The sequence below is a fragment of the Kineosporia sp. A_224 genome, assembly GCF_002198655.1.
GTDB lineage: Bacteria > Actinomycetota > Actinomycetes > Actinomycetales > Kineosporiaceae > R-H-3.
Window position 1 is genome coordinate 13,969 of the sequence record NZ_MWLN01000237.1, and the last position, 14,368, is coordinate 28,336.

Sequence of the window (14,368 nt, forward strand, 5' to 3'; positions counted from 1 at the left end):
CACACATGGCACGCGTCCTGCTGGCCGGGGAGTCCTGGATCTCGCACGCCACGCACTACAAGGGGTTCGACAGCTTCAGCAGCGTGACCTTCGAGACCGGCGCCGACGCGTTCATCGCCGCCGCGGCGGGGCAGGGCGTCGAGGTCGAGCAGATGTACGGCCACGACGTCCCGGCGAAGTTCCCCCGCACCGTCGAGGCGCTGGCCGGGTACGACGTCGTGATCCTGTCCGACATCGGCGCCAACAGCTTCCTGCTGCCGCCGCAGACCTGGGTGGGCGGGCAGCGGTCCGGCAACGCCCTCATGGCGCTCGCCGACTGGGTGCGCGCGGGCGGCGGGCTCATGATGGCCGGCGGCTACCTGAGCTTCCAGGGCTTCCAGGCGCGGGCGAACTTCGCGCGCAGCCCGCTCGCCGACGTCCTGCCCGTGACGATGCTCGACTGCGACGACCGGGTCGAGTCCCCGCAGGGTGCCCCGGTCGCCCTCGTCGACGCCGGCCACGAGGTCGGCGCGGCGTGGCCGGACGGCGCCCCCGACCTGCTCGGCTACAACCACGTCACCGCGACCCCCGACGCGCACGTCGTCGCGACGGTCGGCGGCGACGTCCTCGTCGCGACCCGCGAGGTCGGTGCCGGCCGCAGCCTCGTGTGGACCTCGGACATCGGGCCGCACTGGTGCCCGACGGAGTTCCTCGGCTGGCCGGGCTTCGCGCCCGTCGTCGGCGCGATGCTGCGCTGGCTCGGCGCGGCCCCGGTGGCGTCGTGACGGCGCCGGACGCCGCCGGCCCGGGCAGCGTGATACCGGTCCCGGTCGTGCTCGACTGCGACCCCGGGCACGACGACGCCGTCGCGATCCTGCTCGCCGTCGCGTCCCCCGCGGTCGACCTGCGGGCCGTGACGACGACCTTCGGGAACTGCTCGGTCGAGGACGCCACCCGCAACGCGCTGCGGGTGCTCACGCTCGTCGGGGCCCACGACGTGCCGGTCGGCGCCGGGGCGGCCGGCCCGCTGCGCGGCGAGGCGGCGCTCGGCAACTACGTCCACGGTGTGAGCGGCCTCGACGGCCCGGCGATGCCCGAGCCGGCCTTCGCGGCCCGGCCCGAGGGCGCGGTCGCCGTTCTCGCAGAAGCGGTCTCGTCGGCGGACCGGCCCGTCACCGTCGTCGCGACCGGCCCGATCACGAACGTCGCGACGCTGCTCACGGAGCACCCGGGGATCGCCGGCTCGATCGCCGAGGTGGTCTTCATGGGCGGCTCGACGGAGCGCGGCAACCACACCCCGACCGCGGAGTTCAACACGTTCGCCGACCCCGAGGCGCTCGACGTCGTCCTGCGCAGCGGGCTGCCGGTCCGGATGGTCGGGCTCAACCTCACGCACCAGGCGCTCGCCACCCCGGACGTCGTCGCGCGGATGCTCGCGCTCGACACCGCGGTGGGGCGCACCTGCGCGGAGTGGATGGGCTTCTTCGGCTCCTCGTACCGCGCACTGTGGGAGTTCGAGGCGCCGCCGGTGCACGACCCGTGCACGATCGCCGCGCTCGTGCGGCCAGGGCTGCTCACGTGGCGCGAGGCCTTCGTCGCCGTCGAGCTGGAGGGCCGCTGGACCCGGGGCACGACCGTCGTCGACCTGCACCACCGCTACCCGGACCCGCCCAACGCCCGTGTCGCGATGACGCTCGACGCCGAGGGCTTCTGGGACCTCGTGCTCGACGCGGTCGACCGGCTCGGCGGCTGAACCGAACCGGGACGGGCGGCCGGTCCCGGCCGGTGGTCAGCCGGCCGTCGACTCCCGGACGACGAGCGCCGTCCCGAGGAGCCGGCGGGTCGCCGGCCGGCCGCGGTCGGCCATCCGGGCGAGCAGCAGGTCGATCGCCGTCCTCGTGAGCTCGGCGACGGGCTGGCGGACGGTCGTCAGGGACGGCTTGCAGACCCGGGCCATGTCGATGTCGTCGTAGCCGCTCACCGCGACGTCCCCGGGCACCGACAGCCCGAGCTCCTCGGCCGCGCGCAGGACGCCGATGGCGATGAGGTCGTTGGCGCAGACGACCGCGTCGGGCCGGGGCGCGCCGCGCAGCACGCGCAGGCCCGCCTCGTAGCCCCAGGCCTCGGAGAACGTCCCGAGCAGCACGTGGCCGCGCGGCAGCCGCCCGGCCCGCCGGACGAACGCCTCGTGCCGGGCCTTGCCGGAGAAGTTGTCCTCGTCGCTGCCGACGAACGCGAGCCGGGCCCGGCCGCTCGCCCGCAGGTGGTCGACGACCTGGCCGATCCCGCCGTCGTCGTCGACGGCGACGAAGTCGCCGCCGAAGCCGTCGGTGCCCCGGTCGAGCTCGACGAGCGGGACGAGCCGCTGCGCCGCGGCGACCGCGGGGCCGCTGTCGGCCCAGCGGCACGGGCTCACGAGCAGGCCGTCGACCTGCCGGTCCACGAGCATCTCCAGGCGCTGCCGCTCGACGTCCGGGTCGTCGTCCGAGGTGCTGAGCAGCAACGCGTAGCCGCGCGCCCGCAGGTCCTCCTCGCAGGCCTGGACGATGCTCGGGAAGAAGGGGTTGTTGACCCGGGGAACGACCATCCCGACGACCTGCGTCTGCTGCCGGCGCAGGGCCCGGCCGACCTGGTTGGGCCGGTAGCCGAGCTTCTCGACGGCGGCGAGGACGGCGGCCGCGGAGTCCTCCCGGACCGACCGTGCGCCGCTGAGCACCCGGGAGACGGTGGCGACGGAGACCCCGGCCTCGGCGGCGACGTCATGGATGCTCCGGCGCCCGCGCACCGCGTCCGTCCGACCCACCCTGCCCGCCTCTGCTCGACCGGCACCACCATACGGGGCGCCCTAGGGTGGCCCGGTGACCCTCGTCGACTACGCGTTCGCGGACGGGCTCGCGCGCATCACGCTCGCCGACCCGGAGCGCGGCAACGCCCTGTCCGCGGAGCTCGGCGCCGACCTGCTCGCCGCGGTCCGCCGGGCCCGCCAGGACGGCGCCCGCGTCGTGCTGCTCGCGGCCCGCGGCACGGCCTTCAGCGTCGGCGGCGACGTCAAGGCGTTCGCGGCGGCGGCCGAGCTGCCGTCGCTCGTCGAGGACCTCGCCGAGGACCTGCACCGGGCGGTGACCGACCTGCAGCGCAGCGACGCGATCGTCGTCAGCGTCGTGCAGGGCGTCGCCGCGGGGGCCGGGGTGCCGCTCGCCGCAGCGGCGGACCTCGTGCTCGCGGGGGAGTCGGCGGCCTTCACGCTCGCCTACACCCGGATCGGGTTCAGCCCCGACGGCGGGAGCACCCTGCTGCCGGCGACGGTCGGCCTGCACCGGGCGCTGCACCTCGCCCTGCTCAACCCGCGCTGGAGCGCGGCGGAGGCGCACGCCGCCGGGCTCGTCGCAAAGGTGTTCCCGGACGACGAGCTGGCCGCCGGTGCCGAGGCGGTGGTCGCCCAGCTGCTCGCCGGCCCCGCGGCCGCGCAGGCCGCCGCCAAGCGGCTGATCCGCGACGCCGTCCCCGGCTCGCCGGAGACGGCGATGCGCCGCGAGTCATTGTCGATCGCCGCCCGGGCCGGTGAGCCGGACGCCGCCGAGGGGCTGGCCGCCTTCGTCGGGAAGCGCCGCCCGGTGTTCCCGAGCACCCTCCCGGACGGCGCGTAGCCCGCGCCCGCGGCCGACGGAAGATGCGATCTTGGCGATGCTTGCTCTCATGACCGCGTGGCCGACACCGGGGACGACCCTGCGGTCCGGGTCCTCGTGGCGCGGATCGCCGAGAACGACGACCCGGCGCAGGACACCGCGCTGCGGCGCGAGCTCGCCGAGCGGTGCATGCCGATGGCGACGAGCGTCGCGCGCCGCTTCCGCAACCGCGGCGAGTCGTTCGACGAGCTCGTCCAGGTCGCGTGCCTCGGGCTCGTCAAGGCCACGCAGGGCTTCGACGCCCGCCGCGGCAAGGACTTCGTCGGCTACGCGGTGCCGACGATCACCGGTGAGGTCAAGCGGCACTTCCGCGACCACGGCTGGCAGATCCGGCCGCCGCGGCGGGTCCAGGAGCTGCGCGCGGACGTCGTCCGGACCGGCGAGGAGCTGACCCAGGAGCTCGGCCGCTCGCCGCGGATGTCGGAGATCGCCGCCCGGCTCGAGGTCGACGTCGACGAGGTCGCCGAGTGCCTCGCCAGCGGCGAGAGCTACCACCTGCGGTCGATCGACGCCCCCGTCCCGTCGGCGGACGGGGAGGTGAGCATCGCCGACTCCGTCGGGGCGGCGGAGCCGCAGTACGACCTCGTCGAGGACATCGTCAGCCTGCGCGACGCGCTGGAGACGGTCGCCCCGCGGGAGCGCCGCATCCTCGCGCTGCGCTACTTCCACGAGCTCACCCAGCAGCAGATCGCGCAGGAGGTCGGCGTGACCCAGATGCAGGTCTCCCGGCTGCTCACCCGCACCCACGAGCAGCTGCGGCGCGAGCTGGAGCAGAGCGGGCCGGAGTAGCGCGGGCCGGAGTAGCGCGGGCCGGAGTAGCGCGGGCCGGAGCAGCGCGAGCCGGAGCAGCGCGAGCCGGAGCAGGCGGCGGGGATGGGAGCATGGTCGGCGCCCGCCGGCCGGCGGCGACCGGACCGGGAGGGCCATGAACGGCACGCTGCTCGTCGCGGGCACGACGAGCGACGCCGGCAAGTCGGTCGTCACGGCCGGGATCTGCCGGTGGCTGCACCGGCGCGGGGTCCGGGTGGCGCCCTTCAAGGCCCAGAACATGAGCAACAACTCCGCGGTCACCGCGGACGGCGCCGAGATCGGCCGTGCCCAGGCCGCCCAGGCCGCGGCGTGCGGGCTGCCGCCCGAGGCCGCGATGAACCCGGTGCTCCTCAAGCCGGGCAGCGACCGGGAGAGCCACGTCGTCCTCATGGGCCGGCCCTACGGGACGGCGGGCGCGGCGTCCTACCGCGGTCTGCGGGAGGTGCTGCGCCGGACGGCGCTCGACGCCTTCGACGACCTGCGCTCGCGCTTCGACGTCGTCGTCTGCGAGGGGGCGGGCAGCCCGGCCGAGATCAACCTGCGCGAGGGCGACATCGCGAACATGGGCCTGGCGGACGCGCGGGACGTCCCGACGATCGTCGTCGGCGACATCGACCGCGGTGGCGTCTTCGCCGCGATGTTCGGCACCCTCGCCCTGCTCTCGCCGCGCGACCAGTCGCTCGTCGCGGGCTTCGTCGTCAACAAGTTCCGCGGCGACCCGGCGCTGCTCGAGCCCGGGCTGCGGATGCTCGACCGGCTCACCGGCCGCCCCACGCTCGGCGTCCTGCCGTGGACGCCGGGCCTCGCCTTCGACCTCGAGGACAGCCTCTCGCTCGACACCTCGGCCGCCGACCCCGCGGCGGCCGGCCCGGCCGTCGGCGCGCACACGCTGCGGGTGGCCGCCGTCCGGCTGCCGCGGACGAGCAACTCCACCGACGTCGAGGCGCTCGCGGTCGAGCCGGGCGTCGTGGTCCGCTGGACGACGTCCCCGGACGACGTCCGGGACGCCGACCTCGTCGTCCTGCCGGGCAGCCGCGCCACCGTGGCGGACCTGGCCTGGCTGCGCTCGAGCGGGGTCGCGGCCGCGGTCGCCGACCGGGCCGCCCGCGGCCGCCCCCTGCTCGGGGTGTGCGGCGGCTACCAGATGCTCGCGCGGAGCATCACCGACGACGTCGAGTCCCGCGCGGGCACCGTCGCCGGCCTCGGTCTGCTGCCCGTCGACGTCCGCTTCGCCGCGGCGAAGGTCGTGGGCCGCCCGGTGGGCGAGGCGTACGGCGAGCCGGTGACGACGGCGTACGAGATCCACCACGGCATCGGCACGGTCGACCCGGCGGCGCTGCGGCAGGGGGCCGAGGTCTTCCTCGACGGCTGCCGGGCCGGTGCGGTGTGGGGGACGACGTGGCACGGCGCCTGGGAGAGCGACGGCTTCCGCCGGGCGTTCCTCGCGGACGTCGCCGACCGGGCGGGCCGGGAGTTCGTGCCGGCGCCGGGCACGAGCCTGGCCGCCGTCCGCGCCGCCCGGCTCGACGTCCTCGGGGACCTCGTCGCCGACCACCTCGACACCGCCGCCCTCGAGCGGCTCGTCGACGGGGGAGCACCGGCGGGCCTGCCGTTCGTGCCGCCCGGCGCACCGGCCTGACGGGCACGGGCGGACCGCAGCAGCCGGAGGGTCAGGGGCAGTACATCCGGCCCGCGCCACCGACCCGGCCGAAGGTGTGGTCGTCGAGCGGCTTGCCGCACAGGGTGCACGGCGCGGCCGGCGGCGCCGCCGCACCGGTGCCCCGGGCGTCGCCGACCTGGGCGCCGCCGTAGAAGCTCGTGCCGATCCGGTCGAGCGCTGCGGCCCAGCGGGCGAGGCGTCGCGCGAGCCGTCCGCTGCCGGCCATGACCGCCTCCCGCCCGCCGGTCGGGTGCCCGGCATCTGCGGCCACGCTATCCGGCGCCCGGTGCGGAAGGGACGGGCGGCCCCCGGCGTTGGCCCGGAGGTGACCGACCTGCCGCGCGTCCCGCTGTCCGTCCTCGACCTGGCGCCCGTCGGCGCCGGCCGCACCCCGCACGACGCCGTCACGGCGACGCTCGCGCTCGCCCGGGCCGTGGAGGACCTCGGGTTCACCCGGTACTGGCTCGCCGAGCACCACAACATGCCGGGCATCGCGAGCTCGGCGCCCGCGGTGCTCATCGGGGCGGTCGCGGCGGCGACCCGGCGGATCCGGGTCGGCTCGGGCGGCGTCATGCTGCCGAACCACCCGCCGCTCGTCGTCGCCGAGCAGTTCGGCACCCTCGACGCGCTGCACCCGGGGCGGATCGACCTGGGCCTGGGCCGGGCCCCCGGCACGGACGGCGCGACCGCCCGGGCGCTGCGGCGCAGCGTCGACCCGCTGTCGGCCGACGACTTCCCCGAGCAGCTCGCCGACCTCGTGGCGTTCCTCGACGGCGGGTTCCCGCCCGGCCACCCGTACGCGGCGATCCGCGCGGTGCCGGCGCCGGGCGGCCCGCTGCCGGTCTGGCTGCTCGGCTCGAGCGGCTACAGCGCCCAGGTCGCCGGTGCGCTCGGCCTGCCCTTCGCGTTCGCCCACCACTTCAGCGCCCGGAACACCCTGCCCGCGCTCGACCTCTACCGCAGCGCCTTCACCCCGTCGGCCGTGCTGGACCGGCCGTACGCGGTCGTCGCCGTCCAGGTGGTCCTCGCCGAGGACGACGACCGGGCCCGCTTCCTCGCCGGCTCCGGGGCGCTGTCGTTCGTCCGGCTCGCGCAGGGCCGCCCCGGCCCGGTGCCCACCCCGGAGGAGGCCGCGGCCCACCCGTGGACCCCGGCAGAGCTCGCGATCGTCGCCGACCGGCTCGACGGGCAGGCCGTCGGCGGGCCCGCGACGGTCCGCCGGGTGCTCGCGGACCTGCTCGAGGCCAGCAGCGCCGACGAGCTCATGGTGACGACCGTCGTCCACGACCCGGCGGAGCGGCTCGCGTCGTACCGGCGGCTGCACACGCTGTTCGGCGGCGACCTGCCGCCGGGGCTCGGCGCGACCGACGGGTGCGTCGCGGACGAGCGGACGGGTGCGTCACCGATCGGCTGATCGCATGACAGGGGTCCAGAACCGGCTCAGATGTGCCGAAAGCCCGGGTACGGTCAGCTCGCACGCTCCGCCCGGACGCTCCTGCCGCCCGGGATGGCCCGGGACGTCGATGACCAGTGGGGCTCCTGCGTCGCGTGGTCTCCGCGCGGTCGCCGGAAGTCTGACGTCCGGGTCCGGTCCGCCGATGGGAACCTCGTGCACCTCAGCAGAACGACCGTCCCGGCCCTGGCCGGGAGCAGGGCGCGGCCGTCGTCCCCGGCCGGCGTCCGGGCCGCGCTCGCGGCCGCCCCGCTGTGGGCCGGTCCCGTCGTGCTCGGCCTCGTCTGCGCGGCCGTCTACGTCACGACCGGCTCTGCGGCCCTGAGGTCGATGTCCATCCTCGTCGTCGCGGTCGTCGCCGTCGCCTCCATCCTCGCCGGGGCGTCGTTGCACGCCCCGGCCCAGCCGCTGTTCTGGCGGCTCATGGCCCTCGGGTCAGCGCTGTTCGTCGTCGGTGCACTCGTCCGGCCGTGGGCGGTCACGCAGCCGGGGGTGCTGGCGGCGGCGGCCGACCTGTTCACGCTCGCCGGCTACCTCGCGTGCGTCGGCGGCCTCCTGGGGATCGCGGGACCGCACGCCCGCTCGAACACCTTCGCCATGCTCGACGGTCTCGTCGCGGTGGTCGGGTGCGCCTGCGTCGTCGTGATCTTCCTCGGTCTCCCCGCCGCCGGCGTCGACGGCCGGCCGCTGTGGGTGTCCGTGCTTGCGGGGCTCTACCCGATGCTCGACATCGCGGTCGTCTTCGTCATCCTCCAGCTCGGGTTCACGTCCGCCGGAGGCACCGCGAGCTTCCGCGCGCTCACCGGCAGCCTGCTGTTCTTCCTCGTCGGGGACGTCGGGTACGCCTGGATCGGCGTCCGGGGGCAGCTCGTCGGCTCGCCGCTGCTCGACCTGCCGTACTTCGGCGCCTACACGCTGTTCGCCGTGGCGGCGCTGCACCCGACGATGACCCAGCTGACCTCCGCGGTGCCGCGCCCGGCCCAGGCCTGGTCCCGGCGGCGGCTCGCACTGCTCGTCCCGGCCCTGTGCCTGCCGTCGATCACGGTGCTGCTGTCACCGGCGCAGACGCTGACGGCCCGTGCCGTCGAGGCGGCCGCCGGGCTCGTCGTCGCCGTGCTCGTCGTCCGCCGTGCGCTGTCCGCCGTCGAGCGGCACGTCGCGGCCCAGCAGACGCTGCTCCACCAGAGCACGCACGACGGCCTCACCGGCATGTTGAACCGGGTGGCCGCGACGGACGCGCTGGACCGGATCGCGGGCGGCGCCTCGGCCGGCGGGGGCGCGGTCTGGGCCGCGGTGCTCGACCTGGACCACTTCCGGCTCGTCAACGACACGTGGGGCTCGGCGGTCGGCGACCGGCTGCTCTCGGCGATGGCCGCCAGGCTCGTCACCGTCGCCACGGAGCACGCGTGCCCGCTGGTGGCCCGGCAGGGCGGCGACGAGTTCGTCTTCGCCGGTGCCGCGCCCTCACCCGGTGCCGCGACGCGGAGCGTCCTGCGGCTCGCCGCGGCGCTCCGCGAGACGGCCGCACAGCCCGTCCTCGTCGACGAGCTCGAGTTCGTGGTCAGCGTGTCGATCGGCGCCGCGGTCGGGCCCGGGCAGACGTCCGCGGTCGGCCTGCTCCGCAACGCCGACACCGCCCTGGGGCGGGCGAAGTTCGAGGGCCGGGACCGCTGCGTGCTCTACGACGAGGCGATGAGCGCCGTCGTCGCCAAGCGGCTGCGGCTCGGGACGGCGCTGCGCCGGGCCATCGAGCTCGAGGAGCTGGAGGTCTTCTACCAGCCGATCGTCCGGATCGACGGCGGCCGGGTGCAGGGCTGCGAGGCGCTGCTGCGCTGGACGCTCAAGGGGGAGGGGCCGGTGTCCCCGGCCGAGTTCATCCCGGTGGCCGAGGAGAGCGGGCTCGTCGTCGAGCTCGGCGCCTGGGTGCTCGAGCAGGCTGCGGCGACGACGATGCAGTGGCGGCGCTCCGGTGTCGTCGACAACGACTTCAGCGTCTCGGTGAACGTGTCGGCCCGCCAGCTCGTCGAGGGCGACTTCGTCGCCACCGTGCGCGACGTCCTCGAGCGGACCGGGCTGCCGGCCCGGTGCCTCGTCCTCGAGATCACCGAGTCGGTCATGCTGACCGACCCCGACACGTCCATCGCGCTGCTCGAGGAGCTGCGCCGCGGCGGCGTCCGGCTCTCGCTCGACGACTTCGGCACCGGGTACTCGTCGCTGTCCCACCTCGACCGGCTCCCCGTGCACACCGTGAAGCTCGACCGCAGCTTCGTCGCCGCGCTCGACGCCCCGAACGGCAACGCCGCGATCGTGCGCGCCGTCCAGGGCATCGCCGAGGCGCTCGGGCTCAGCGTGGTCGCCGAGGGCGTCGAGACGCCGGCCCAGCACTCGACGCTGCGTGCCCTGCGCATCGGGCTGGGTCAGGGCTGGCTCTGGGGGCCCGCCGTGAGCGCCTCGGACTTCGCGTCGAGGTGGAGCGTCTCGGCCGGCAACACCATCACGGTGCGCGCGGCGGCGGGCTCGACCGGGACGGCGAGGCCCTGGCCGGACGGCTGGGGCACCTCGTAGGCCCAGAAGGTCTGGGCGTCGAGCCGGTGGAGCACCGACTCGGCCGAGACCACCCGCCCGAGGGTGCGGATGGACCGGGCCAGGCGCAGCGTCTCCTCGTTGAAGTCGCAGATGTCGACGCCGACGACGCCGCCGGTGACCGCGGCCCGGGCGCCCAGGGCCCTGATGAGCAGCGCCGAGACGGACGTGCGCCGGTAGTCCGGGTCGATGCCCAGGAAGCCCACGTACCAGACATGCCCCGCTGCGTAGTGCTCCGGCCAGCGGGTCTGGAAGTACTCGGGCGAGATGAGCGGCACGGCCGAGAGGTCGTTCGTCAGGGTCGCCATGGCGACCACCCGGGAGCCGTCGACGGCCACGTACTTGTCCACCCGCGGGTCGGACAGCACCTCGTCGAACTCGTGCCGGTGCATGAGGTGGCGCTGGACCGCCCGCGCCCGCAGCGGGCCGAAGGCCCGCTCGTAGACCGCCCAGCACTCCTCCCGTGTCGTGTCGTCGACCACGGTCAGCTCGTGAACCTCCACAATGATCCTCTTCTCGACAGTTTTGATGGACGTTCGCTCACCGTAACTGTCTGATTTCGAAGAGTCACACTTCTAGGGGTTCGTGTTGTGGTCAGGCCGCCGAGGCGGTCTCCGCACCCGCCAGGAGGAACCGCATCGCCTGCTCCTCGTCCCGGAAGGGTGCGGCCCGGTTCCCGCCGGCGACGGCGTTGAAGGTCCGCAGGCCCATGACCGCGACCGGGGGCAGGCCGAGGATCGCCATCCTCGTGCGCAGCGGCCGGTAGACCGTCCGGCCCAGGTCCATCGCGAGCCGGGCGTGCTCGACGCTCGGCAGCCGGGCGTCGTTGTGGACGAGCACACGCACCCCCGGCGGCTCGGCCCGGATGACCTCGACGCTCTCGAGGAGCAGCGCCTGCGCCTGCGCGTCGTCGAGCCCGCGGTAGTCGAGGACCAGATACCGGACCCCGCTGTGTTCCTGCCACGACCAGCCGCCGGACACCGTGCACCTCGTCCTGCTCGTGTCGACGACCCTGCCGCGCCGACGGATGCTCTGTGTCGAGCATGGGGCCGCGCAGGGTGGCCGACCATGCGCCGTCCGGGTGGTGCAGGGGCGGCGGACGGGTGGTGCGTCAGGCGGCGCGTGCCGCCAGGCGCACGGCGACGAGCGCGACGTCGTCCTGCGGGGTGGGGTCGACGAGCCGGGACATGACCCGGTCGCAGAGGTCCTCGAGCCCGAGCAGGTGCGTGCCCGGGACGGCCAGCAGGTCCTCGAGCCGGGCGAGCCCGTCGTCGATGGACTGCCCCCGGCGCTCCACGAGCCCGTCGGTGTAGAGCAGCACGGTCGCGCCGGGGGTCAGGGCCCGGGTGTGCTCGGTCCGCGGTGCGTCCGGGAGGACGCCGAGGAGCAGGTCGTTCGCCGGGGTGGCCAGCGGGCTGACCGTGCCGTCCGCGCCGACGACGAGCGGCGGTGGGTGGCCGGCGTTCGCCCAGGTGAGGACGGTCGGGGACGGCTCCGGGCCGGCCGGCGGTGAGAGCCGCGCGACGACCGCGGTCGCCGTCGTCGACAGGTCCAGGCTCGTCATGGCCCGGTCGAGGCCGCGCAGGACGTCCGCCGGGCCGGTGCTCCCGGCGGTGCCGGTGAGGGCGATCCCGCGCAGCATGGACCGCACCTGGCCCATCGCCGCGGCGGCCTCGGTGTCGTGGCCGAGGACGTCGCCGATCGCGATGACGCTCGACCCGTCCGCCTGGCGGAAGAAGTCGTACCAGTCGCCGCCCACCTGGGCGGACTCGGCGGCGGCGACGTACCGGACGGCGACCTGGAGGTGCTCCGGCTGCGCCGGCTCGGTGAGCAGCGAGCGCTGCAGCCCCTCCGCGAGCCGGCGCTGCTGCCGGTACAGCCGGGTGTTGTCCAGCGCCAGCCCGGCCCGGCCGGCGACGTGCGTGGCTGTGACGAGAGCGTCGTCCGGGAAGGGGCCGTGCCCGGCGTCGAGGCAGAGGCTGAGGATGCCGACCGCACCGGTCGAGCCGATGAGCGGCAGCACGACGACGGCGTCCGGCGCCAGCCGCGCCATGAGGTCCCGGGACGGGCCCGGGCCGAGCATCCGCATGACCTCCGCACCCGCGTCGTGCTGGATGACCTGCGGCTCGCCGCCCTCCATCGCACCGGCGACGAGGGTGAGGTCGGGCAGGTGCGGCAGCCGGGAGACGGCGTACTCCTGGACCAGCGCGGACAGCGCCGGGTCCCGGTGCGCCGAGGCGACCTCGACGAGGCCGCGCCGCGACCCGGCGATGCCCTCGTCGCCCGTCAGCGTGACGACCGCCCAGTCCGCGAGGTCGGCGACGAGCAGCCGGGCGAGCCGGGCGGCCGCCTCGCCCGGGTCGACCGTGCCGAGCAGCTGCTCCATGACGTGGCCGAGGAGCCGGCCGCGGCGGGCCTCCTGGTCGGCCTGCTCCTGCAGCCGGCGGCGCGCGGTGATGTCGAGGAAGGAGACCGCGACGCCGTCGAGGTTGCGCCAGGCGCGGACCTCGTACCAGGCGTCGAGCGGGGCCGGGTAGTACGCGTCGAACGACGTGGGCTCGCCCGTCGCCATCGTGCGCCGGTAGCTCGTCTCGAAGACCGACCCGACGGCGGCCGGGAAGAGGTCCCACACGACCTCGTCGACGAGCTCGTCCCGGGTCAGCCCCAGCAGGCGCTCGGCCTCGCCGTTGACGTAGGTGAACCGCCAGTCGGGGTCGACGGTGAAGAACGCCGTCGACATCGACTCCAGGACGCGTTCGAGCTGGACCTGGCCCTCCCGGCGCGCCGTCGTGTCGTACGCGGCGCCGAGCAGGCGGGCGGCGCGCCCGTCCAGTCCGGCGAGCGCGCGGCCGCGGGCGCCGACGAAACGCACCTGCCCGTCCGGCAGCACGATGCGGTACTCGGTGTCGAGGATCCCGACCTCGCCGACGGCGGCCGCGATCTGCGCCCCGACCCGCTCGGCGTCCTCGGGGTGCAGCCGCGCGGTGAAGCCCTCGATCGTCTCGGCGAACGCTCCGGCCTCGTAGCCGAACATCGCCACGAGGCGCTCGTCCCAGAGCAGCCGGCCCGTCACGAGGTCCCAGTCGAACGTGCCGATGCCACCGGCCTCGACGGCCAGCTCGGAGAGCACCCGGCGGGCCTCGGCGTCGGTCAGGGGGGAGACGGGCTCGCCCGCAGGCGTGCTCCCGTCGCGCACGTCGTTCGACATCCTCAGCGAACTCCCGCAGTCAGGCCCACCAGGACACGAAGTGGCGGACCGCGGCCGCCGCTGCTCGACAGGACACGTCCGCATCCACCTAACCACGTCCGGATCACCGCCGTCGACCGGCCGCCGATCGGTCGGCGCGGCCGCGTTTGCATCCGGCCGGCGCGGGTACTGCCGCCTCGGGCGGCCGGACACATCGGTCGCCGACGAGCGGCAGGAGAGCCGGCATGGGCGCCGTCGGCGCGGGCGGGACGTGTCCCGAGTGCGGCGCCGGCCTGACCGATCTCGGGTTCGTCGACGAGGAGGCCGGTCCCCGGCTCCTCGGGTGCGCGACCTGCGGCAACGCCGTGGTGCGCAGGCGCGACGAACCCGCGGGCTGAGCCCGTCAGAACCGCCGGACCGTCAGCCCCGTCAGCGGCCGGCGAGGTCGGCCGGGTCGACGAGGCGGACGCCGACGCCGCGGGCGCTGTGGAGGTAGCGGGGTTCGGCGGCGGTCTCGCCGAGCTTGCGGCGCAGCCAGGAGAGGTGGACGTCGACGGTGCGGTCGCCGCCGCCGTAGGGCTGGCGCCAGACCTCGGCGAGCAGGTCGCGTTTGGTGACGACCTCGCCGGCGCGTTGGGCGAGGGCGAGCAGGAGGTCGAACTCCTTGCGGGAGAGCTCGAGGGTGCGGGTGTCGAGGGTGGCGGTGCGGGTGCGGGCGTCGACGACGAGGCCGCCGACGGTGATGGGGGCGTCGGTGCGGGCGTTGCCGCTGCGGCGCAGGACGGCGCGGATGCGGGCGTCGAGGTGGTCGGCGCCGAAGGGTTTGACGACGAAGTCGTCGGCGCCGGCGTCGAGGGCCTTGACGACGTCGGCGTCGTCCTCGCGGGCGGTGACGATGATGACGGGGACGTCGCTGACGGAGCGGAGCATGGGCAGGACCTGGAGGCCGTCGACGTCGGGCAGGCCGAGGTCGAGCAGGACGACGTCCGGGCGGTCGTCGATCACCGCCT

13 protein-coding genes and 1 pseudogene are annotated in these 14,368 nt (G+C 75.5%); 8 read left to right on the forward strand and 6 right to left on the reverse strand.

What is annotated here, in order from left to right; genetic code table 11:
• Positions 1 to 5 precede the first annotated feature (5 nt).
• Together EDJALFJO_RS32405 and EDJALFJO_RS32410 are read left to right on the forward strand one after the other, a co-directional pair.
• Positions 6 to 764: a glutamine amidotransferase gene (locus EDJALFJO_RS32405; protein WP_088290758.1), complete on the forward strand. Its 759-nt coding sequence runs from the start codon at positions 6 to 8 to the stop codon at positions 762 to 764.
• The gene (locus EDJALFJO_RS32410) at positions 761 to 1,732 is read left to right on the forward strand and encodes a nucleoside hydrolase (protein WP_198950859.1); all 972 of its coding nucleotides are present in this window, start codon (positions 761 to 763) and stop codon (positions 1,730 to 1,732) included. Before EDJALFJO_RS32405 ends, EDJALFJO_RS32410 begins: the two co-directional genes overlap by 4 nt.
• A gap of 36 nt (positions 1,733 to 1,768) precedes the next feature.
• On the opposite strand, the gene EDJALFJO_RS32415 is transcribed toward EDJALFJO_RS32410, so the two are convergent.
• On the reverse strand, positions 1,769 to 2,782 hold the full coding sequence (locus EDJALFJO_RS32415) for a LacI family DNA-binding transcriptional regulator (RefSeq protein WP_088290759.1): 1,014 nt from the start codon (positions 2,780 to 2,782) through the stop codon (positions 1,769 to 1,771).
• A gap of 55 nt (positions 2,783 to 2,837) precedes the next feature.
• Here EDJALFJO_RS32415 and EDJALFJO_RS32420 point away from each other — a divergent pair, with 55 nt between their 5' ends.
• From EDJALFJO_RS32420 to EDJALFJO_RS32430, 3 genes are all read left to right on the forward strand, one after another.
• Positions 2,838 to 3,626 carry an enoyl-CoA hydratase-related protein gene (locus tag EDJALFJO_RS32420; RefSeq protein ID WP_088290760.1) on the forward strand — a complete coding sequence of 263 codons (789 nt, stop codon included), beginning with the start codon at positions 2,838 to 2,840 and terminating at the stop codon, positions 3,624 to 3,626.
• Between the two features lie 57 nt (positions 3,627 to 3,683).
• Positions 3,684 to 4,454, forward strand: a complete 771-nt coding sequence (locus EDJALFJO_RS32425; RefSeq protein WP_198950860.1) for a SigB/SigF/SigG family RNA polymerase sigma factor — start codon at positions 3,684 to 3,686, stop codon at positions 4,452 to 4,454.
• Between the two features lie 136 nt (positions 4,455 to 4,590).
• Entirely contained in the window at positions 4,591 to 6,114 is a 1,524-nt protein-coding gene (locus EDJALFJO_RS32430; RefSeq protein WP_088290761.1) for a cobyric acid synthase, read from the forward strand.
• Between the two features lie 31 nt (positions 6,115 to 6,145).
• Here the strand turns inward: EDJALFJO_RS32430 and EDJALFJO_RS32435 are convergent, their stop codons facing one another.
• Positions 6,146 to 6,361, reverse strand: coding sequence for a hypothetical protein (locus EDJALFJO_RS32435; protein ID WP_143448921.1), 216 nt, complete (start codon positions 6,359 to 6,361; stop codon positions 6,146 to 6,148).
• A gap of 108 nt (positions 6,362 to 6,469) precedes the next feature.
• On the opposite strand from EDJALFJO_RS32435, the gene EDJALFJO_RS32440 reads away from it, so the two are divergent.
• Complete coding sequence (locus tag EDJALFJO_RS32440) at positions 6,470 to 7,549, forward strand: LLM class flavin-dependent oxidoreductase (protein ID WP_088290772.1); 1,080 nt, start codon at positions 6,470 to 6,472, stop codon at positions 7,547 to 7,549.
• 984 nt (positions 7,550 to 8,533) lie between these two features.
• Positions 8,534 to 9,967: pseudogene (locus EDJALFJO_RS36650) on the forward strand (putative bifunctional diguanylate cyclase/phosphodiesterase); the annotation flags it as partial.
• 38 nt (positions 9,968 to 10,005) lie between these two features.
• Here the strand turns inward: EDJALFJO_RS36650 and EDJALFJO_RS36655 are convergent.
• From EDJALFJO_RS36655 to EDJALFJO_RS32455, 3 genes are all read right to left on the reverse strand, one after another.
• On the reverse strand, positions 10,006 to 10,674 hold the full coding sequence (locus tag EDJALFJO_RS36655; RefSeq protein WP_369812603.1) for a GNAT family N-acetyltransferase: 669 nt from the start codon (positions 10,672 to 10,674) through the stop codon (positions 10,006 to 10,008).
• A 91-nt stretch (positions 10,675 to 10,765) separates the two neighbouring features.
• Positions 10,766 to 11,152 (reverse strand): hypothetical protein, encoded by a 387-nt coding sequence (locus tag EDJALFJO_RS32450; protein ID WP_088290764.1) that lies wholly within the window; start codon positions 11,150 to 11,152, stop codon positions 10,766 to 10,768.
• Positions 11,153 to 11,282: 130 nt separating this feature from the next.
• Positions 11,283 to 13,379: a SpoIIE family protein phosphatase gene (locus EDJALFJO_RS32455; protein WP_088290765.1), complete on the reverse strand. Its 2,097-nt coding sequence runs from the start codon at positions 13,377 to 13,379 to the stop codon at positions 11,283 to 11,285.
• Between the two features lie 224 nt (positions 13,380 to 13,603).
• Here EDJALFJO_RS32455 and EDJALFJO_RS34740 point away from each other — a divergent pair, with 224 nt between their 5' ends.
• A complete protein-coding gene (locus EDJALFJO_RS34740; RefSeq protein ID WP_158220656.1) occupies positions 13,604 to 13,756 on the forward strand; it encodes a hypothetical protein in 153 nt (50 codons plus the stop codon).
• A 31-nt stretch (positions 13,757 to 13,787) separates the two neighbouring features.
• Here the strand turns inward: EDJALFJO_RS34740 and EDJALFJO_RS32460 are convergent.
• On the reverse strand, positions 13,788 to 14,368 hold a 581-nt coding region (locus EDJALFJO_RS32460; RefSeq protein WP_143448923.1), incomplete at its 5' end, for a response regulator transcription factor.